We start from the raw sequence: 20,078 nt of genomic DNA, 5'->3' as shown, positions 1-20,078 counted from the left end.
AATACTTAACCAAATAATAACTATGAGAAATAAGATACCCAAATTACTCAGGAGATTACCATTAATCCTTGGTGTAATGGGTGTGATGTTTTATTCTACGGATACTTTTGCTCAGAAAAAGAAGAAAAAGGATGCTAAGAAAGAAACAGCTGCACCAGCAACCCCGGCTAAACCAAAAGGTAATGATTCAGATCCAAAACCTTATAAGGAGGTAATTACTGCGAAGGCCAAATCTAAGGATGGTCTTTTTAAGGTTCATCAGATTGAGGACAAATACTTCTACGAAATCCCTGATTCTTTACTCGGAAGAGACATGTTGATGGTCACTACCATTGCCAAAACCGCAAATGGAATTGGATATGGCGGAGAGCGCACCAATACGCTCATGCTTCGTTGGGAAAAGTACAACAACGATATTCATCTAAAGGTTATTTCTGTGAACAATTATGCAGCCGATTCCCTTCCTATCGCGATGGCTGTTAAGAATTCTAACCTGGAGCCAATCCTGCAGAAGTTTGCTATCAAATCTCTTGGAACAGACAGTACTGGAACCGTAATCGATGCTACTGATCTTTGGTCAAAAGATGTGCAAGCATTAGGCTTACCTAAAGGCGAGCGTACACAATATAAAGTCTCTCGACTAGATACAGATAGATCGTACATTGCACACATCCATACCTATCCTATTAATATTGAAGCGAGGTATGTAATGACTTACCTTGCTAATGACCCACCTTCAAACAGCTCTACAGGTTCTATCACATTGGAGATGAACTCTTCTATGCTTCTTCTACCAAAAGAACCGATGAAGCAGCGATTGGGAGATCAGCGTGTAGGATGGTTTAGCCGTTCTATCGTCGATTATGGAGCTGATGCTCAAAAAGCTGAAAGCCGTACTTTCCTTGACAGATGGAGACTTGAAGTAAAGGATGAGGATATGGCTAAATTTAAAGCCGGAGAATTAGTAGAGCCTAAAAAGCAAATTGTTTATTACATCGATCCTGCTACTCCTAAGCAGTGGATCCCATACTTAATTGCCGGTGTGAATGATTGGCAAGTTGCTTTTGAAGCTGCAGGTTTCAAAAATGCAATTGTGGCCAAATTAGCACCAACAAAAGAAGAAGATCCTGATTGGAGCCCAGAAGATGCTAGATATTCTGTTATCAGATATTTCGCTTCAGATATCCAGAATGCTTATGGACCACACGTGTCTGATCCAAGATCAGGTGAAATCTTAGAATCTGATATCGGATGGTATCACAACGTGATGAACCTATTAAGAAACTGGTTCTTCATCCAAACAGCAGCAATCAATCCTGATGCACAGAGCGTACAATTTAAGGATGAAGTTATGGGCAGATTGGTTCAGTTTGTTTCTTCTCACGAAGTAGGGCATACTCTTGGTCTTCCTCACAACTTTGCCTCTTCTCATGCATATCCAGTAGAGAAGCTAAGAGATGCTGCATTTACAAAGGAAATGGGAACCGCACCATCAATCATGGACTATGCGAGATTTAACTACATCGCACAGCCAGGGGACAAAGGTGTAAGCTTAATGCCAAACGTAGGACCTTATGATAAATATGCAGTGGCTTGGGGGTATAGACCTATTCCTGATGCTGCTACGCCTGAAGATGAATTAGCGACACTGGATAAATGGATCCTGGAGAAACAAGGTGATCCTATTTACAGATATGGGCGTCAGGGAAATAGCTATGATCCAACTGCACAAAGTGAAGATTTGGGTGACAACTCTATGAAAGCTTCTGAATACGGTATTGCCAACCTGAAGAGAATCATGCCAAACCTTATGGATTGGACTTCAGAGCCAAATAAGCCTTACAAAGATTTCGATGATCTGGAAGAAATGTATGGTCAAGTGATCACTCAATTCAACAGATATATGGGTCATGTGAAAACCAACATTGGTGGTGTATCTGAAGTTTACAGAGCCGTTGGACAGGACCTGCCAGTATATACACACACTTCAAAAGAAATTCAGAAGTCAGCTGTTGCTTTCTTGAACAAAGAGCTTTTTACCACTCCTGAATGGATGATGCAGGATGACATCTTTGCAAGGACAGAAGATTTTGGAGCATTGGAAAGAATCCGAGGAGTACAGGCTGGTACGTTGAATTCAGTACTTGACCTTGGTAGACTTGGTCGTGTGATCGAAAACGAGGCATTGAATGGTAATGAAGCGTATAAGATGACTGAGCTATTTGATGACCTGAGAAAAGGCATCTGGACCGAGTTATCTTCAGGAAAAACAATCGACGTGCACAGAAGAGCCCTACAGAGAGCTTATATTGAGCGCTTGGAGTATCTGATGACTACCGACGGCCCTACCGTACCAGCTTCATTCAGAAGATTTGTTGGTCCACAGATCAATGCATCTCAATCTGACATCAGACCGATGGCAAGAGGAGAATTGAAAATCCTACAGAGAGATATCAGATCCGCGATTGCCAGAACTTCTGACAGAATGTCTAAGCTGCATCTTGAAGATGCCTTAGAAAGAGTAAATACTATTCTTGACCCGAAGTAAGGTTTAAGAAGAAGCAATAAGTTAAATGGGCGCCAGTTTTGGTGCCCATTTTTTTTTATTAAAACTTCTACCGCTATCTCACTACTTACGAAGGCTCAGCTTTTACCGCCCTCTAGAGCTTGGGATTTGACTCGCAATAATTATCGAACTAATTCCAATTTCTAAAAACTTTGCCTCAGTGCGCCGTTGCGGGATTTTCAACATTTGAAATGATTTTTTGATTAATTTTGTTTCAAACGAATCAACATGTCCTCACCTCTTTCCATACTTCAGAGTCATAAACTACGCATAACAGATTGTCGGCAGGAAATAATCCGCGAGTTCTTGGACAAACAAGTCGCGTTAGCCCATTCTGATTTAGAAGAATCATTGGATAGCCAGTTTGACCGTGTGACGATCTATCGGACTTTAAAAACGTTTGTAGACAAAGACGTAGTGCATAAAGTTCTTGATGACAGTGGTGCTACCAAATATGCGCTATGCTCCCACGAAGAGGAAGAACATAACCACGAACACGTCCATTTCAAATGTGAAATTTGTGGAGAAACTACCTGCCTGGAATCTATTTCCCTGCCGAGTATCAAGCTACCTGCAGGCTTTAAAAAGAAGGATATGAGTTTATTGGTTCAAGGTGTATGCAACAAGTGTCATTAATATTCCACTGGTTCAGGAATTCTTGATTTCGGGGAATCACTAGGCCACTGAACCCCAGGAGGTAAATCTATCTTAGGTGGTGTGAAATCCTCGACTCCGCCATCTCCATCATCTTCACTCCTACCACCCTTTTTTAAAGATTTTTTAGTCATAGTCGCCATGACATATATCAAAATGACATAAGCTAAACCACAAAGGATCAAATCGATTACAAGACTGCTCATCGCTAAAAGTTTCAGATAATATACTTGAATACAAGATTTAAATCAATGGTAGTGCCGATTTGTTTTCGCATAAAGATATTTTTTATGATTTAAGCGGACTTGCTAATTCCCTTGGATAGGTGGATATTTGCGCTCTGAAAAAGAAAAGTGATGATAGTAAAAACAAAAAAATATCAGCTCCCTACTGGCACCTATATCAAAATGGCTTTGGTTAATGTTTTGAAGGAACAATGGTGGGTTATTCCAATAGCATTAGTGATTATGTGCGGTTATTTTTGGATCCCTTCGATCTGGTGGATCATCGGAGCATTGATCGCATATGGCCTTTATGTACTGTTTTGGGCGATTCAATTCACTGGAGTAACCCAGATGGAGCAAAATAAAGTAATATTTGATAAGATGGCATACGAAATAGATAGCCGTCAGATTCTGATGAAAATCAATACTAAGCAAGGCATGCCCGTTCAATGGAATATGATCAAAAATGCTGAAGTCAGAAAAGATGCTTTCGTCCTTTACATGTCCAAAGCGCAATTCATTCATCTGCCTTTTCGAATTTTTAATTCAGACAATGAGCGAAAATTTATGGAAACAATCCTGAAGCGTAAAGAACTGATCAAATAAGATCTCCCCAACTCATAGAAAAAGCCTCCCAAATTGGGAGGCTTTTTCATTTTACACGCTAGCCATTCAATTTACTAATGTAGAGGCAGCGGAATAATTACCGATCCATGCAATCTGCAATGCAACATTTAGGAATTTCCTCAACAAAAAAACCTATCCAAATGGATAGGCTTCTTGGGGATTAAAATAATCACCTGTTACATAGATGGCATGATAACCGTATCGATCACATGGACTACTCCATTGTCCGCTTCGATATCAGCCGCTGTTACAGTTGCTTTATCAACCATCACTTTACCATCCATAATTGTAACTTTCACAGAGCTACCCTGTACAGTTTTTGCCATTTGACCATTTGATAAGTCTTTTGACATCACTTTTCCAGGTACTACATGGTAGGTCAGGATTTTAACCAATTGCGCTTTATTCTCTGGCTTTAACAAGTTTTCGACTGTACCAGCAGGAAGCTTTGCAAAAGCATCATTTGTTGGAGCAAAAACTGTGAACGGACCATCTCCTTTCAATACATCCACTAAATCACCGGCTTTCACAGCTGCTACTAGCGTACTCAAGAAATCCTGAGAAATTGCTAAATCAACAATATCTGCTTCAATTTTTGTCTCATGGACAGCATTCATTTTTGGTGCAAAAGATGATGCTATTACTAGCATTGTTAGCATCACTACTATTCCTAATTTTTTCATTGTTGTTAAGTGTTAATTTTAAATTGGTTTAATACCCCTATAACACTACTTATAATCAATTGTTTTTCAGTTTTTTAAGAATTATGTTTCATGAAGAAATATAAAAACATATAAGTATCAAACACCCCAATTTTAGACCTTTCAGCTACACAAATGGACCATAAATAGAAATTCCACATATTTGGGAATGCAAATAAAACTTATCGCAATAGGCAAAACTGACAACAAAGCAATCATCTCTTTGATCGAGGAGTATAGTAAGCGTCTGAATTTTTATATCAAGTTTGAATTTGAAGTGATTCCTGACCTTAAAAACAGTAAATCTCTTTCTGAAAGCCTCCAGAAGGAAAAAGAAGGCGAATTAATTCTGAAAAATATCATGCCCGCAGACGAGGTAATTCTATTGGACGAGCGCGGCAAAAGCTACAGCTCTATGGATTTCGCTGAGTTTCTTCAAAAGAAAATGAATAGTGGACTGAAGCAATTGATTTTTGTAATAGGTGGTCCTTATGGTTTTTCTGAAGCAGTTTATAACCGAGCCAACGGTAAACTTTCCATTTCTAAGATGACTTTTTCACATCAAATGATCCGTCCATTTTTTATCGAACAATTGTATCGTGGGTTTACAATCCTGCGAAATGAACCCTATCATCACGAATAGGTAGGATTAAGCCGCATTGTGCGGTATTAAGTAGCCTTCATTCCGGTTCAAGAGAATTACTAAAGGCACCAAGCGGTCTAGAGTTAGTTAACCATCACAAAATAATGTTTTGGCAGCTATCACTGAGGCTGAAGACTTACCCCTAAAATTACTCCAATGTTAAGTTTTGGATAGTTATATGTTTTAATGTTACCAAATTGTTAACTTTACCTAACATTGACCGTAACAATAGTAACATTAGCTTCATCCCAGGTGAAAAAAGTATTACTCACATTTATTCTAATATCTGCAATTGGCATTTTTGCCATGGCTCAAGATGCTATTGGAATAATTGAGGGTTTACGCTTTGAAAGCGATTCAGAGAAGGAGTTATGGGAGGCAGGCCAAAAGAATCCCTATTTACTTTTTAGAGCTGTTCAAGCTGAGAGATCCCTTTCAGACGAAAAGTGGGATGGCCTGGTATCTGAACTGGACAAAAAATTCAATAAAAAAGGCACACACCTAAGTGTACTCCGCAGTATTTTTGAAAAATCTCATCAGCAGCTGTTCAAAACCTACGAACAACATTCCACTTTCAATGATATGTTGGAAGAAGGAAAATATGATTGCGTAAGCGCTTCTGCTGCTTTGGCTCTTCTCTTAGAAAGATATGGATTTGTATACAAAGTTGTGGAAACGGATTATCATGTGTTTATAGTAGTGAATCACGAGGGGAAAGATATTATTTTGGAAAGTACATTGCCCATCGGTGGGATGATTACAGCTCCAACGGAGGTTATTGCTTATTTAGAAGGGTATAAAGCTGATGATTCAACCCAGCTCAAGTCTCTTAACCAGAGACTAGGAGCTCCGAAAGCAGATCTTTCTGATAATGCAATTTTTAGAAAAGTCAACTTGACTGAATTAGCAGGACTGCAATATTATAATGATGCGATCTCATATTTCAATGATCAACGCTTTGAAAAGGCTTCCACACAATTAAATAAGGCACTGAAACTTTACAATTCTGAGAGAATTGAAGGCCTCAAAGCATTAGCAGAAGAACAAGCCAACTTGCTAGCATCAAACTAAAAATGGCCTCCTAAAGGAGGCCTAAACTTGTTGGACCAATCACCCCTGTCGTCCAAACAATCTGTTAAAAAAACCTTACTCCAATATTTTAGTATTTGTTAAGCCATAAATGCTACGAAGAACCCAATCAGGAGAGCTTTTTTTATCACAGCGATAATAACATCCTCAGTCATAAGAGTTAGGTTCGTTTGTTATTTCAAAAATATTCTCATTTTTTGAAGCTCCCTATACGACAAATGCCCTATTCTATGAACAGGGCATTTGATTAAGTTAGGTTAGTGATGATGATGACCATCTGGACCATGAGCATGTCCATGTTCGAGTTCTTCCGGTAAGGCATCCCGTACCGAGATGATTTTACCTTCAAAAGACAAATCGTATCCTGCTAGTGGCGGATTGAAATCCATATGGACACCTTTATAATCAATCTTCGTAATCTCTCCTCTGATCTGTCCACCCTTATTATCCTGCATAGGAATTACATTCCCTATGCGCAGTAGGTTCTTATTTGTCTTTCCTTTTTCCTTGAAATTAGCTTTTGGAATTATGGTTTTTTTCTCCTCCATATAATCCCCATAGGCTTCTTCAAAGCTAAGATCAGCTGTGAATGTGTCTCCAGCCGACTTCCCTCAGCAAGGCATCTTCGAACTTTGGAAAAACTTCACCGGCATTAAACAAAAAGTAAAATGGCTTGTCCTCTGGGACAGTTTCATACGGAACCATACCCGTCTCTCCATCATCCACTTTGAGATCATAGCAAACTGCTACCACTTTATTCTTCTCTACTTTCATGTGTATTTAATTGTTTTTTGATGAGAAATGGAATCTCGCCTCATGGATAATTATCAAACTTTCTGATGCCATCCTCAAGCTAGATTTTATAGCTTTTGAATGAAAACCCTATCTAAATAGATAAGCAACTCCGATTTGACCTACGAAGTTTTTCCTATCATAACCAGGCACAAAATACTGATCTGGGCTATTTTCCAGATACCATTTGTAATTCAAGGTATTGACATATTGCAGTCGGGCATTTACTAAAACACTACCAAACTTCCAGTCACCTATGAAAGAAGGGACAAGATCCACATATTTGTTTCGCCAGTCTTTCGAAGCTTCATATCTGTAGTAATAAAAGTCGTTGTTATAGACAATTCGCTCCATTTGGAAGCCAATTCTATTCATTTTATTAACCCAAGCAAACTCAACGAATATCACATTACTGCCAGGACCATTTCCTGCTCCTAACACCTGACCATTTTGAGTATAGCCTTCTACAACATGATCGTGTATATACCATGTTTTAAGCGCTCTGATATCTTCTCTGATAGTTTGTCCCGTCTGAGTCATCTCAGAACTAATCTGGAAATAATGACCAGGCTTTTTCAAACTCATCAAGTGCGAAAACCCAAAAGTGAAGGCTCTGCCAGATTCAGGAGTTATCATGAAATCGCTCATTTTGCGATCATTATCCCGGGTCCCATACTCACCATAGAATTCGAAGTGCCCTTCTGGACTTAGCCATCTGAAAAACCCTGAGCTAAATTGCTGTCTCTTTTCTTGAGTAGGATCTACAATATTCTGCGCTTTTTTCCTGCCATTAAATACCGGAAGTATATCTCCTAGATCAGAAATATCACTTCTGTACATTTGATTTGTTGACCCGTATCCCAAAAATAATCCAGGAACCCACTTTGGCTGATAAGTCAATACGATTCCTGACAAGAAACGCTTATTATCCTCTGGTTTAGGAATTAAAACTGGATTTTCCTGAATTCTATAATCAGATAATGGAGGCAAGTAACCTGAAGATCTCAAAGAATCCACCAATCATCTGCCCTTCAAATGATCCAATTTTTGTCTTTACTGGTTTTCGGGTGTTAGCCGTGAAGTGGACAAATCCTGGGCATTATTTCCAAGTAAAAGCGAGTTTCGTCTACCAGGCCCCCACCAAAGATTCTCGGAGGAAATGCCTATTGAATACTCATCAAAATTAAAGCGAAGACTAGACTGACCTAAATAGGCACGATTGTAGGCATTCTCTCCAAATCGCTCTGGCATATCTATTCTGTTCATATATTCATAATAGAATAAAACAGTTGCTTGATGCTCGATTGGAAAGCCCTTGTAATCCTTGTTTTGAGCCATTAACATTTCCGGTTGAAATTGTAGGCTCAACGGTCCATATTCTAAATAAGCGCCGACACTAAGTATACTTTGAATTCCTCGATTTGGAATAAAAGCGCCATCATTCACTCCGAAGGCATATGTCGAATTATACTGAAACTTAGCAGTTGCAGGCAGAAGTAAAAACTTGCCTTGATTATTCTTTCCAAAAACTTTGTTGACCTTGGAGACATCCAAATCAACCACAGAGCTATCGAGGTCAAAGCCATATTTAATCCCGAAGGCCTCAGTGGGATAGAGTGGTCTGATCATAAAAGAAGATGCGGAGTCCACATCTCCCAATAGTTGCGCTCTTCTTAAATAATCATCCAATACTGGCGTGCCTACTGGTACAGTCTGCGCGAAAGAAGGATTATTGAGCAAAAGGAATAGCACTAATGTCCCAAAAAAACTATTCAAAATTTTCCCTGTCTTCATCATCATTTCAAGGTAAGGGCTTCAATAGTAATTTTAGCTAAAGACCAAGATTCATCACACAAAGGGTCAGTTGCATTATCCGCCACTAATTCCGAATTCATATAAACTCTGGAATTGGGATTACTATGTTCAATAATCTTGGAAATACTATATCTGGTCGTATAATTCGGAAATGCGCCAAAAAGACAAAGACCAGGCATATTCGTCTGAATTGCTCCTGTTTTAGGTCTATTTTGTTTGAAGAAATGATCTGGATAAGATTGGTAAAGGCAATAGGTGGATTCACAAGGCGTATTGGAGAATGTAGTTCTAAAAACCTCCTCATCATCTACCCCAAAAAACCATTGATCTGGACCATTTCCATTATCTGAAGCATTTCCATCCCAAGAATCATGAACCAAAATCTCAAGCGTAACTTTTAACAGATTGTGGGATGGAAGACCAGACAAATTAACTGCAATTTCTTCATTATGGTAATAGCCGACTACTGTGTCATTTTCAAAAATTAAAAACCTACCGTTTTCAAATCCTGCCAAATCTAGATTTGAAAAATCATTGGAATAGACCACTTGCTCTGACTCCAATGTTTCAGTACAAGAGGAAACAAACCCTAAAGTCATAAGAAGTAGAAGTATCTTCACTGCTTTTGACCATTTATAATAATCCATCAAATTCAATTAGTTAAGAAAATAGAACCTTGCAAAGAAACAAAAAAGGAGCCAAATGAGACTTACCAAAAGAAGGGTAATTTTAGCTCAGGTCTCCAAAAGGTTTTACTATTTTTGGCTACAAAAAAAAATATGAGATGGCTACTTTTACCATAGTCGCAGGTGCGCGACCCAATTTCGTGAAAATTGCGCCTATCATTCACCAATTTATCAAAAAGCAACAGGAAGGCATTGATATCAATTTCCGATTGGTTCATACTGGACAGCATTATGATAAAAAGATGTCGGGTGACTTTTTTGATCAACTGAATATCCCAGAGCCTAACGCAAATCTTGGAGGAGGAGGTGGAACTCAAGCTGAGCAAACAGCCTCAATTATGGTCGCATTTGAAAAAGAACTTCTTGAAAATCGCCCAGACCTTGTACTAGTTGTAGGAGATGTCACCAGCACACTTGCCTGCTCTATTACTGCCAAAAAACTCCAAATAGATGTAGCTCATGTAGAAGGAGGAATACGCTCTGGCGATTTATCCATGCCCGAGGAAATCAACAGAATGGTCACAGATAGTATTACCGATCATTTTTTCACCACCTCTGAGATAGCAAATAGCAATCTTAGAAATAGTGGTTTTTCTGAAGAAAAAATCCATTACGTAGGCAATACGATGATAGATACATTGATGGCGCAGATGCCTAGATTCCAAAAGCCGGAAGGTGAGATTTTCGAAAGCTTGGAACCTGGTCAATACTTTGTGATGACCATGCACCGTCCTGCAAATGTGGATCAAGAGCAAAAACTAAAAGCCATGATAGATGCGATTCTGGAAGGCACAAAAGGATTACCAATCATTTTTCCAGTGCATCCACGCACCGCCAAGAACTTACAAACAATTGGTATCGATGCACCGCACCTTCATATGTGTGAACCTTTAGGATATTTGGAATTCAACTATCTGGTAAAAAATGCGAAAGGTGTAATCACCGATTCTGGAGGAATTACTGAAGAAGCTTCTGTCATGAATGTGCCTTGTATTACTCTCAGAGACAATACTGAACGTGCTGAAACCATCCACCTTGGCACCAATGAACTTGTAGGGACTGATCCAGCTAAGCTTAAACCTTACTTGGAAAAAATAATGCAGGGAGAATGGAAGCAATACCAAGGAATTCCTCTTTGGGATGGAAAAACAGCAGAGCGAATAGTAGCTATATTACTAGATTCCTATTCCGCAGCTTGATATGGAGGTGCAGAACAGAATAGCTTTTTTGGTAGAAAAATTGAACCTACTGCCTCATCCAGAGGGAGGGTTCTATTCAGAGACTTATCGATCTGAAGCAAACATTGAAACAAGTGCCGGGAATAGAAACCTAACAACAGCCATCTACTTTCTACTTACCTCAGAGAATGTATCAAAATTCCATCGTATCAAAAGTGATGAGCTTTGGTTCTTCCATGAAGGAAGCAATTTGACAATTCACACCTTAAGTGAACTTGGTCATAAGCAGCTTTCGCTTGGATATCCATCAAGTACGGCAATTACTTCTCCTCAGCATTTAGTAAAAGCTCATACCATCTTTGGTAGCACAGTGGACGAGCCTGACAGTTACGCATTAGTTTCATGCGTCGTTTCGCCTGGTTTTGATTTTGGAGATTTTGAACTCTTCGAGACCAAGGCACTTCTCCAACAATTCCCAGAATCTTTCGAAATCATCAATAAATTGACATAAAAAAAAGGCTCCTTTCGGGAGCCTTTTTCAATTGTGATAGTTGGAATATTAGAAAGAGAAGGAAACTCTCATGTTGATTTTTGTGCCTGGAGAAAGGCTGCTGAAAATCTGATCTTGTGCCTCATATGACTTATAAACATACTCTCTCTTTGAGTTCAGAATATTTTGCACCCCAAAGCCAGCTTGCAGACGCTCATCTGCCCCAAAAGTCTTGTTGATGTTTAAATTCAAGCTATTGAATGGTACAGAGTATGTATCTGTTCTGTTACCAAATCCGACATACTGAAGAGAAGATCCTTGAACATTATAGAAAACACCAGCTTCCCAACCAGTAGTGAACGAGTTATAGCTTAAGCCTGTGTTGATCAAGTAAGGTGCCTGTCCGGCCATGTCACGTGTATCCTCAATTACCTGACCTTCTCTAGCTGTCAATGATCTTGATCTGAATTCAGATTCAGACATTTTTATTTGAGATTTAGTTACCGTAACGTTCGTATTCCAAGAGAAATTTTCCAAGGTAGGAGCAATGAATTTCAGAGATTTTCTGAATTCAAACTCTAAACCTGCAACAGTACCATTACCTACGTTTCTAGGCTGGAAAGTTCCAGGATCAGCTAGGAACTGAACCATTTCAATAGGCTTTTCAAAGGTTTTGTAGAAGGCACTTACTGAAAGCATTTGACCTCTTTCCTGGAAAGCTTCCCATCTCAAATCAAAGTTATTCACATGAGTAGAAACTAAATTACCATCCCAAAGGACTTCTGTTCCCCCATTGGTAGTTTCAGGATATAGACCACCAATAAAAGTTCTACCTGTGATTGGGTCAAGAATTTCCGCATAAGACAGTTCTTTGAAAGAAGGTCTTGCGATGGTTCTAGATGCTGAAGCACGTAGGTTTTGATTTTCTTTCAAGTTGAAAATCAAGTTGACAGTTGGAAAGAAATCCATATCATCAAGTACTTCAACCAAATCATAATTGATTGTTCCAGTCTGGTTAGTACCAGTATAGTATTGATTGTATTTCTCAACTCTTAATCCTACGATAGCTTTTAATTTTTCTGCTGGATTTGCCTCCACTGACACATAGCCGCCCATATTGGTAGCGATGGAATTGTAGGCGTTCGCATTAATCGGAATAAAGTCCGCATTGTACCTTACCCCATTTCTATTGTCTGCAGAGAAAAGATTCTCTTCAAGCAAAATCTCATTTGGATCGCCTGTAAACTCTGTATTTCCTGTAGCAAACTGGAAGCTTTGAATGTTGAAATCACGCTGTTTGAAGACATAATTACCACCAAATTTAACTTTACCTTCTCTAGAGAAAAGTGTCAGTCTTTTAGCGATATCCCCTTTTGCAACAATGCTATATTCTTCTAGATCTCTCCAGATTCTAGCAGGAAGTCCTACTTCAGTGGATACAGTATTGGTAGGCTCTCTAAATCTTGTAAATCTAATGTCTGGATCAGAAATAGTAGATCTTGTTGGAGCTAGTTTCCAATTAAGCTCCCAATCATTTCCATTGATGTAATGTGTACCCGCTAGCAAAATGCTAGTTAATCCTCTTTGGCTATACTCTAAGTTATATTGTCTAGCTTCAAAGTTCGCTCCTAGGTTGGTATTGATAAAAGCAAAATCAGCTGCCTTAGACTCTCCATTTTGCAAATGCATTAAATTCAACTTGAATTTTGAATTGTCAGTCTTCAAGGCAATACCCGCAAGTCCGCCAAGCAATACATTGTTTACACCAAAGTCTCCACGCTGTCTTTCCAAAGGCTCAAGCTCCGTCTGATCAGCCTCTCTAGGCTTAGCATACAAGTTGTACTCTGCATCCTGATAGAACTCCGTCTCATTCTTATAGGTCAAAGCAAAATTGTAACCCCAAGTGGCTTTTGATCTTGTAAATTGATTTCCAAGGGAAAAGCTAACTCCAACATCCATCAAGCTATTAGCTCTGTAGCCACCCAGTGTTTTGTTGAAGTTTCCAAGAATCTCTTGGTACTCCATGCCTTTTGGGCCATTTGGATTACCTACTGCATCACCATATTGAGGGATGTCTGTTCTTCCGTCTGTAGGAATAGCTCTTGTGCCATCATCAAATCCTAAAAAGTCAGTGTTGCCACCATCGTATTTCAAATAATTTGAGTTGAAGTGCATGGATGGGTTGATACCACCACTCAAACTCAATCGCATTGTTTTTTCCTCAGGAAAATCTTTTGTTTCTATATCTACAACACCACCTGTAAAATCCGCAGGAAGATCAGCTGTAAAAGATTTGGAAACGATAATGTTATCGATCACATTGGTAGGAAATATATCCATTTGGATTGTATTTCTATCAGGATCAAGGCCTGGAATATCCACGCCATTCAAAACAGTTTTGGTATATCTGTCGCCAAGCCCTCTTACATAGATATATTTACCACCTTCGATAGATACACCTGTCACTCGTTTTACTGCAGAAGCAGCATCGCCATCACCGATTTGACGAAAAGTGCTGGCAGAAATACCATCAAGGAGGTTAGCAGCATTTCGTTTTACAGAAAGTAAAGCTGATTCAGTAGTTCTGATTGCAGAGGCAGAGACAGTTACGGTCTCGAGGTCTGATGCTTCTTCAGCCATCATCAGATCATTGATTACGTTTACCTCTCCTGCTTTTACTACTACTTCTGTCAAGTTGATAGAAGAATAGGAGATGTAAGAGATCTGAAGAGTGTAAGACCCTGGAGCAACTTTAATTTCGAATTTACCATCGAAATCTGTTACAGCTCCTGTAGATGTTTCTTTTACTAAAACAGAGACACCAAATAGAGGTTCGCCTGTACCTTCTTCGAAGACAGCGCCACGAATGGTACCGTTTTGGGCAAAAACAAATCCTGCAAATACTTGAGAAAGCACAAGCAGAACTAAAATCAGAAATCCCTTCATGAGTGGATTAGTAGATTGATTTTTCATACAGCAATTAGAATAAATTTTAAAAGAAGGAAGAAAGTGACCTTGCAAGTTCTTTCTCCCTTCTTTCAAAAGTGTGTTTGTTTATTTTAGATCAGAAATAGCGCCTGAGGCTGCAGTCCAAGACCAAGTGCTAGCAAAAGCAGTCTTGTTTGCCCCTACAGTATTAGCACCGGCAGCTACCATTGTTGCTGAAGCAGCAGTACCATTTTTGAAAACTGTAGCCAACGTAACACCATCTGCTAGGGTAGCTTCGAGATTCATAAATTTCAATGATCCTTCAGAGAATGTTGCGAGTGTTTTGTCACCGCTTAGGGATAAGTCACCACGACCATCTGTGGTTGCTGGGTCAGCAAAGTTGAAGAAGTAAATGTTCTCAAATGTACCTCTAGCTCCATCACGGAAGTCGCCTAGTTCAGCAACTGCATTCCCTTTAACAGTTCCGTTTTTCAACGTATGGCCAGCATTGTATGAACCTTCCGGACCATCGATTTCTAGGCAGTGATCAGTTTCGCCACCTGCAACTACGATGAAGTTATCCAACGTACCAGCCCAAGCTTGGTCAGTATCAAGTGCGTCATCACCAGCATTCCAGATGATTGCATTTTTCACGCTTACAGTACCACCGAACCATTCGATTCCATCATCTTGATTTTGCGATCACCTCCACGTTTTCGATAATTGTACCAGAGCCTACGCCGCCAAGTGTCAGTCCGTTAATTTCATTTCCTTCACCGATGTTTGCACCACCGTGACGGATAGAAATATATTTGATAGTTCCTGAGTTGTCCTCATCATTTGATCCACCGTAAAGTCCGTTTGTATCGGACGGTGGTATACCTTCAATTTGTACCTCGGTGACATCACCTGCAAGGGAAGCCTTAGCATTTCCCAAAACGATCAAACCTCCCCAAAGACCAGAAAGATCTGGATCAAGATTAGGTGAAGCAATTTGACCAGGTATGATTTCATCAGCAACTGTAGTGAAGATGATCGGAGATGTTGCGGTTCCTTGTGCGTCAATCTTGCCACCTCTAGCAATAATCAAAGCTGTAGCATTAGAGCCAGATCCTACTTCGCCTTTCACAATTACACCTGGCTGGATGGTTAATGTATTCCCAGAAGTAACAGTAATTCTTCCTCCAAGTACATAAGTCTTACCAGTCTCCCAAGTTGTATTGGAAGTGATGTTTGTGTTTACAAGCAAAACATTATCTGCTCCTGGATCCACAGGATCTACTGGTTTGTCATTTCCGTCTATACAGCTTGTGAATCCAATCACGATTGCTGCAAACATGAATAATAGGGAATTGAACTTTTTCATTGGTATAGTATAATTGAAATGGTTTGCCTTCTTTGACGTTGCAAATCTGCTTCAATTATTCACCGCAAGAGTATTTTCCGAATTATGCTTTTTTTAATATTGATTACAGAATTTAATATTGGAATAACAAAAAGTGCATAAAAAAAGGCTTCTCTTTCGAAAAGCCTTTTTTTACTTAGAATAGCAGTTATTTCAATGTTACCGATTTGTTAATGGGAACTTTCTCCATTAAAATTTTGACCAGATCTCGCGTATTAATTCCGTCGGCTTCTGCCTCATAATTGAGAATTATTCTGTGATTTAGTACATCTTCTGCTATTTCCTTGATGTCTTCGGGCAACACATAATCTCGACCATCCATGAAGGCAACCGCCTTGGATGCTAAGTTTAAATTGATACTTGCACGAGGAGAAACTCCAAATTGAATGTACTTGGCTTCTTCCTTCAGACCATATTGCTCCGGAAATCTAGTCGCAAAAACCAACTCTATGATATAGTGTTCCAATGGCTCAGCCATCTTTACCGCATTGATCTGATTACGAATCTCAAAAATCTCATCTTTTGAAAGTATCGCATTCACTTCTGAGCTAAAGGACATGTTTGCCATTCTACGCATCACTTCCATTTCATCAGCTTTGCTTGGGTAGTCGATATGAACTTTCATCATGAATCTATCCACCTGTGCTTCCGGCAATGGGTAAGTTCCTTCCTGATCTACAGGGTTCTGAGTTGCTAAAACCAAAAAGGGACGGTCAAGCTGATAGGTAGTATCACCAATCGTAACCTGCTTTTCTTGCATGGCTTCCAGAAGTGCCGATTGAACTTTGGCAGGAGAACGGTTAACCTCATCCGCCAAAATCACATTGGAGAATATTGGTCCTTTCTTTACTTCGAAACTTGCTGCTTGAGGATTGTAGATCATCGTACCTATCAAATCCGCCGGTAGCAAATCCGGAGTAAACTGAATTCTATTGAAATCAAGATGTAGCACTTTGGCCAGCGTATTTACCGTCAAGGTCTTTGCCAAGCCTGGTACACCTTCCAAAAGGATATGTCCATTGGTAAAAAGTCCAATCAAAAGTCTGTTGACCATTCTGTCCTGGCCTACTACTACTTTCTTTACTTCCTGTATTACGTCTGCTATTTTTTCCTGATGCATGGAATCTGAATCTTTGAGTGCTTTTTAATCGGAGACTAAAATAGAGGTTTTTGTCCCAAAGGACAATCTTAAATCTTAGAAGCGGTAATGCCTTACGATTAAAGGGATTTTATGATTTTTTAAGAAGCTTATTTCTCGCGGCGGCGCGGCGACGCAGCCATAGATAACCTTTGAGGTTTACAAAACCTCGAAGGTTTTGAGCGGGAAAGGACCTACCTCCTTGATTTATTTGCCTCCGTCTTCTTAAACCCAGTCAGTCCCAACTTATGGTAAATGGTTTTTTCCTCGATCTCCTGCACTTCACCCACCTTGAATCCTTGAATGGTTAATTTCTCCATAGACCAGCGAACCAGCCTTAGCGTAGGATGACCAATCGCTGCTGTCATCTTCCGAACCTGCCGGTTTTTGCCCTCTATTAAAGTCAAAGAAATCCAGGTATCAGGAATGGAAGCTCGGTAGCGAATCGGCGGGTCCCGGTCTGGAAGTGATGGAATTGGATCCAACACCTTGGCTATCGCAGGTTTAGTTTTGTAATCTCTACCCTCCACATTGATCATTACGCCTTGCATTAATCCTTTCAATGCTTCCGGCTCAGGAGATCCTTCCACCTGTGCGTAGTAAGTTCGCTGGTGTCCAAAGCGAGGGTTAAGCAAATGATGGTTTAGGGATTTGTCATCCGTAATAATTAGAAGTCCCTCAGAATCTTTGTCGAGCCTGCCTACCGGGTACACCTCCTTTGGAAAATCAAAAAGAGAGGCAAGCGTCTGCCCCTCTCCAGAAAATTGACATAAAACCCCAAAAGGCTTATATATAATAAAGTATCTAGCCAAAGTCAGTTAATTAACTGCCGCAGCCTACGCAATCAATGCTGGAATCAGTCGGCTTCACACCGTCACGTTCCATCTTCAGGTTATGGATTTTGTCACGAATCTCCATGTCTGCAAACATGTCACCGGTGATTTGTGATTCCAAAGCTTGGATTTGCTCGTTGTAGTTTTGAATTTGTGCTTCGCTCATAAAAGTTAGATTAAGGGTTGAAATGATATCCTAAAATAGCCAGCGATCTTGAATAGTTCCTGATCGAAGCCTCATTTTTTTCGTCAAAAATGATTCCAACTGAGCAGTAGAAACTTACCTTCCGAAAATAATTAATAAAAATGCCCCTTACAGAACTTATAAATCTTCGCCAGCTTTTACACCAAACTCCAGAAATTGCCGGTGAAGAATCTGCCACAGCCGAGAAGATTTTAGCCTTTTTTGCCAACCTAAAACCAGATCAAACCATTCAAAATATAGGGGGAATGGGGCTAGCTTTTATTTTTAAAGGGAAAAATCCTGGTAAGCGAATTTTATTCAGAGCTGAACTGGATGCATTGCCAATTCAGGAAACAGGAGATCCAAGCTATAAAAGCCAGACTGCAGGGAAAGCACATCTTTGCGGACACGATGGTCACATGACGATTATTTGCGGACTAGGGGAAAAGCTTGCTGCGCAAAGACCTGCAAGTGGTGAAGTAGTATTGCTTTTCCAGCCAGCGGAGGAAACCGGCGAAGGCGCCAGAAGGGTTTTGGATGATCCAAAATTCCAGCAGATCAAACCGGATTATGCTTTTGCGCTACATAATTTACCAGGATTCCCACTTCGTCAAGTTGTTGTCAGGAAAGGAACTTTTGCCGCAGGAAGTACAGGCTTGACGATATCCCTTACAGGAAAAACTTCCCATGCTGCCCACCCCGATGCAGGAATAAACCCCGCTCAGGCAATTGCACAGTTGATTCAAACCCTTCCAAAACTTACAGAAAAGCTTTCCACCTTTGCTTTAGTCACAGTTATTCATGCGGAGATCGGAAGTTTGGCATTTGGGACTAGTGCTGGAAAAGGAAGCCTGAGCCTGACGGTCCGGGCATTTGATCAGGATGATCTGGAAAATCTGATCAAGATGATTACCGAGGAAGTCAAGAGAATTGCAACTACCGAAAAGCTTGGCTGTAAATTCTCCTTCGTAGAATCGTTCGCCGTTTCCAAAAATGATCCCGGAGCAGCTGCTATTGCAGAAGGTGTACTTAAAGAAAAAAATTTGCAAGTAATTGAGAAGCCGGAACCCTTTCGCTGGTCGGAGGATTTTGGGCTTTTCAGCCAAAGTTGTCCTTCCTATCTTTTTGGATTGGGATCAGGGGAAAACTGCCCACAACTCCATGAACCTACCTATGATTTTCCGGATGAGTTGATAGAGACAGGTGTGAAGAATTTTGAGGGAATTGCAAGAAAGGTGAATGGGTAAAAAAAAGACCCTCCAGGTTTTCAAAACCTGGAGGGTCTAGCTGAAGTCCTGCTTGTGGAGAAGCAGGCCAACAGAGATCAACAGAACTTTGCGCGGTAGCGCCTTGGCGGGAGATCTCTTACAAATCCGAATATTCAGCCGGATAAAGCAATCTGGTGTCGTTGCGGGATACGGTATTGGCATATTCTGGTAAATCTTTCATGGCTAACCAAGCCGGATCTGTTCTGAAAACATTCCAGTGTTCATTTCTGATTTCCATATTTTCATGAGTAGTCATATAGACTAAGTTTGGCATATTAGCACCAGCTATCGTTTCAGCATAGAAAATTGGACTACAGTCTATTCTGCTGAAAATGTCCATTTCGCCAGAATTAAACATTTTCACTTTCTGCTTGTAAAGTCTTTCCGTTGGCCCTTCATAACTTCTCAATTCGTAAACTCTATCCTTTTTAGCATTAGTCAATTCAGACTCGGTGAATTTAGGCTGACCAGTCATTGCTTGAAGGATCGAAGTTTCTATTCTTTTGTAAGGTGGATTGTCAAAAGCCGCATTGATATAAGAACTGCCAGCAGTTTGGTAAGCAGCATCTTTTGCCAATTTACTGTCCAAACCTAGGAATTCATCCATCGATTTGAACGGGACAAATAAGTACACTTTCTTTCCTGCATCAGGCTGAGAAGCGATAGGTTTAAAAACCCCAACTTTTGCTATTCCATGTCTGTGGGCAGCAGGAATAAAAGCATTGGCTAGGTAATCGTCAAGCATTGCTTCCTGCTCGGCATTTTCGATGTGGTAGGTTCTCAGTTCGTAGAAATCTCTTTTTTGAGCCATCAAGCTTGAGCTTAGGAGCAGGCACAACGCAAAAAAACCGAGTGAT

Annotated in this window: 22 protein-coding genes; 8 read left to right on the top strand and 14 right to left on the bottom strand. The window is 40.1% G+C overall.

Going from position 1 to position 20,078, the window contains the following annotated elements:
- Positions 1 to 22 precede the first annotated feature (22 nt).
- Both AC0L6R_RS02950 and AC0L6R_RS02945 read left to right on the top strand, forming a co-directional pair.
- Positions 23 to 2,548 carry a zinc-dependent metalloprotease gene (locus tag AC0L6R_RS02950; protein ID WP_473269854.1) on the top strand — a complete coding sequence of 842 codons (2,526 nt, stop codon included), beginning with the start codon at positions 23 to 25 and terminating at the stop codon, positions 2,546 to 2,548.
- 246 nt (positions 2,549 to 2,794) lie between these two features.
- Positions 2,795 to 3,202, top strand: coding sequence for a Fur family transcriptional regulator (locus tag AC0L6R_RS02945; RefSeq protein WP_473269853.1), 408 nt, complete (start codon positions 2,795 to 2,797; stop codon positions 3,200 to 3,202).
- On the opposite strand, the gene AC0L6R_RS02940 is transcribed toward AC0L6R_RS02945, so the two are convergent.
- Complete coding sequence (locus tag AC0L6R_RS02940; protein WP_283413589.1) at positions 3,199 to 3,426, bottom strand: hypothetical protein; 228 nt, start codon at positions 3,424 to 3,426, stop codon at positions 3,199 to 3,201. The genes AC0L6R_RS02945 and AC0L6R_RS02940 overlap by 4 nt on opposite strands.
- A 150-nt stretch (positions 3,427 to 3,576) precedes the next feature.
- Between AC0L6R_RS02940 and AC0L6R_RS02935 the strand changes: the two genes are divergently transcribed.
- Positions 3,577 to 4,050, top strand: a complete 474-nt coding sequence (locus AC0L6R_RS02935) for a YcxB family protein (RefSeq protein ID WP_111613160.1) — start codon at positions 3,577 to 3,579, stop codon at positions 4,048 to 4,050.
- A 197-nt stretch (positions 4,051 to 4,247) separates the two neighbouring features.
- On the opposite strand, the gene AC0L6R_RS02930 is transcribed toward AC0L6R_RS02935, so the two are convergent.
- Positions 4,248 to 4,754, bottom strand: a complete 507-nt coding sequence (locus tag AC0L6R_RS02930; protein ID WP_473269852.1) for a fasciclin domain-containing protein — start codon at positions 4,752 to 4,754, stop codon at positions 4,248 to 4,250.
- 187 nt (positions 4,755 to 4,941) lie between these two features.
- Here AC0L6R_RS02930 and rlmH point away from each other — a divergent pair, with 187 nt between their 5' ends.
- Positions 4,942 to 5,415 (top strand): 23S rRNA (pseudouridine(1915)-N(3))-methyltransferase RlmH, encoded by a 474-nt coding sequence (gene rlmH, locus AC0L6R_RS02925; RefSeq protein WP_473269851.1) that lies wholly within the window; start codon positions 4,942 to 4,944, stop codon positions 5,413 to 5,415.
- 252 nt (positions 5,416 to 5,667) lie between these two features.
- Positions 5,668 to 6,486: a hypothetical protein gene (locus AC0L6R_RS02920; RefSeq protein WP_283413586.1), complete on the top strand. Its 819-nt coding sequence runs from the start codon at positions 5,668 to 5,670 to the stop codon at positions 6,484 to 6,486.
- A 275-nt stretch (positions 6,487 to 6,761) separates the two neighbouring features.
- On the opposite strand, the gene AC0L6R_RS02915 is transcribed toward AC0L6R_RS02920, so the two are convergent.
- The 5 genes from AC0L6R_RS02915 to AC0L6R_RS02895 form a co-directional block, all read right to left on the bottom strand.
- A complete protein-coding gene (locus AC0L6R_RS02915) occupies positions 6,762 to 7,052 on the bottom strand; it encodes a peptidylprolyl isomerase (protein ID WP_473269850.1) in 291 nt (96 codons plus the stop codon).
- A gap of 31 nt (positions 7,053 to 7,083) precedes the next feature.
- The gene (locus AC0L6R_RS02910; RefSeq protein ID WP_473269849.1) at positions 7,084 to 7,278 is read right to left on the bottom strand and encodes a peptidylprolyl isomerase; all 195 of its coding nucleotides are present in this window, start codon (positions 7,276 to 7,278) and stop codon (positions 7,084 to 7,086) included.
- Between the two features lie 108 nt (positions 7,279 to 7,386).
- Entirely contained in the window at positions 7,387 to 8,286 is a 900-nt protein-coding gene (locus AC0L6R_RS02905) for a hypothetical protein (protein WP_473269848.1), read from the bottom strand.
- 63 nt (positions 8,287 to 8,349) lie between these two features.
- Positions 8,350 to 9,090, bottom strand: coding sequence for a capsule assembly Wzi family protein (locus AC0L6R_RS02900; RefSeq protein WP_473269847.1), 741 nt, complete (start codon positions 9,088 to 9,090; stop codon positions 8,350 to 8,352).
- A gap of 2 nt (positions 9,091 to 9,092) precedes the next feature.
- Complete coding sequence (locus AC0L6R_RS02895) at positions 9,093 to 9,758, bottom strand: hypothetical protein (RefSeq protein WP_283413583.1); 666 nt, start codon at positions 9,756 to 9,758, stop codon at positions 9,093 to 9,095.
- 137 nt (positions 9,759 to 9,895) lie between these two features.
- On the opposite strand from AC0L6R_RS02895, the gene wecB reads away from it, so the two are divergent.
- Together wecB and AC0L6R_RS02885 are read left to right on the top strand one after the other, a co-directional pair.
- The gene (wecB, locus tag AC0L6R_RS02890) at positions 9,896 to 10,996 is read left to right on the top strand and encodes a non-hydrolyzing UDP-N-acetylglucosamine 2-epimerase (protein ID WP_473269846.1); all 1,101 of its coding nucleotides are present in this window, start codon (positions 9,896 to 9,898) and stop codon (positions 10,994 to 10,996) included.
- A 7-nt stretch (positions 10,997 to 11,003) separates the two neighbouring features.
- On the top strand, positions 11,004 to 11,486 hold the full coding sequence (locus AC0L6R_RS02885) for a cupin domain-containing protein (protein ID WP_473269845.1): 483 nt from the start codon (positions 11,004 to 11,006) through the stop codon (positions 11,484 to 11,486).
- Between the two features lie 48 nt (positions 11,487 to 11,534).
- Here AC0L6R_RS02885 and AC0L6R_RS02880 read toward each other — a convergent pair whose 3' ends face one another.
- The 6 genes from AC0L6R_RS02880 to AC0L6R_RS02855 all read right to left on the bottom strand — a co-directional run bounded on the left by AC0L6R_RS02880 (position 11,535) and on the right by AC0L6R_RS02855 (position 17,935).
- Entirely contained in the window at positions 11,535 to 14,438 is a 2,904-nt protein-coding gene (locus AC0L6R_RS02880) for a TonB-dependent receptor (protein WP_473269844.1), read from the bottom strand.
- An 81-nt stretch (positions 14,439 to 14,519) separates the two neighbouring features.
- Positions 14,520 to 15,047: a hypothetical protein gene (locus AC0L6R_RS02875; protein ID WP_473269843.1), complete on the bottom strand. Its 528-nt coding sequence runs from the start codon at positions 15,045 to 15,047 to the stop codon at positions 14,520 to 14,522.
- 31 nt (positions 15,048 to 15,078) lie between these two features.
- Positions 15,079 to 15,759, bottom strand: a complete 681-nt coding sequence (locus AC0L6R_RS02870; RefSeq protein ID WP_473269842.1) for a hypothetical protein — start codon at positions 15,757 to 15,759, stop codon at positions 15,079 to 15,081.
- A gap of 187 nt (positions 15,760 to 15,946) precedes the next feature.
- The gene (locus tag AC0L6R_RS02865; protein ID WP_283413578.1) at positions 15,947 to 16,918 is read right to left on the bottom strand and encodes an AAA family ATPase; all 972 of its coding nucleotides are present in this window, start codon (positions 16,916 to 16,918) and stop codon (positions 15,947 to 15,949) included.
- A 212-nt stretch (positions 16,919 to 17,130) separates the two neighbouring features.
- A complete protein-coding gene (locus AC0L6R_RS02860) occupies positions 17,131 to 17,748 on the bottom strand; it encodes a pseudouridine synthase (protein ID WP_473269841.1) in 618 nt (205 codons plus the stop codon).
- A gap of 10 nt (positions 17,749 to 17,758) precedes the next feature.
- On the bottom strand, positions 17,759 to 17,935 hold the full coding sequence (locus AC0L6R_RS02855) for a hypothetical protein (RefSeq protein ID WP_170124589.1): 177 nt from the start codon (positions 17,933 to 17,935) through the stop codon (positions 17,759 to 17,761).
- A gap of 140 nt (positions 17,936 to 18,075) precedes the next feature.
- Here AC0L6R_RS02855 and AC0L6R_RS02850 point away from each other — a divergent pair, with 140 nt between their 5' ends.
- Entirely contained in the window at positions 18,076 to 19,200 is a 1,125-nt protein-coding gene (locus AC0L6R_RS02850) for an amidohydrolase (protein WP_473269840.1), read from the top strand.
- A gap of 118 nt (positions 19,201 to 19,318) precedes the next feature.
- On the opposite strand, the gene AC0L6R_RS02845 is transcribed toward AC0L6R_RS02850, so the two are convergent.
- Positions 19,319 to 20,032, bottom strand: coding sequence for an NIPSNAP family protein (locus AC0L6R_RS02845; protein ID WP_473269839.1), 714 nt, complete (start codon positions 20,030 to 20,032; stop codon positions 19,319 to 19,321).
- Positions 20,033 to 20,078 lie beyond the last annotated feature (46 nt).

This window comes from Algoriphagus sp. 10J20-15, assembly GCF_055809615.1.
The sequence above is the reverse complement of the archived record's forward strand: the minus strand, read 5'-3'. Positions and strand labels throughout refer to the sequence as shown.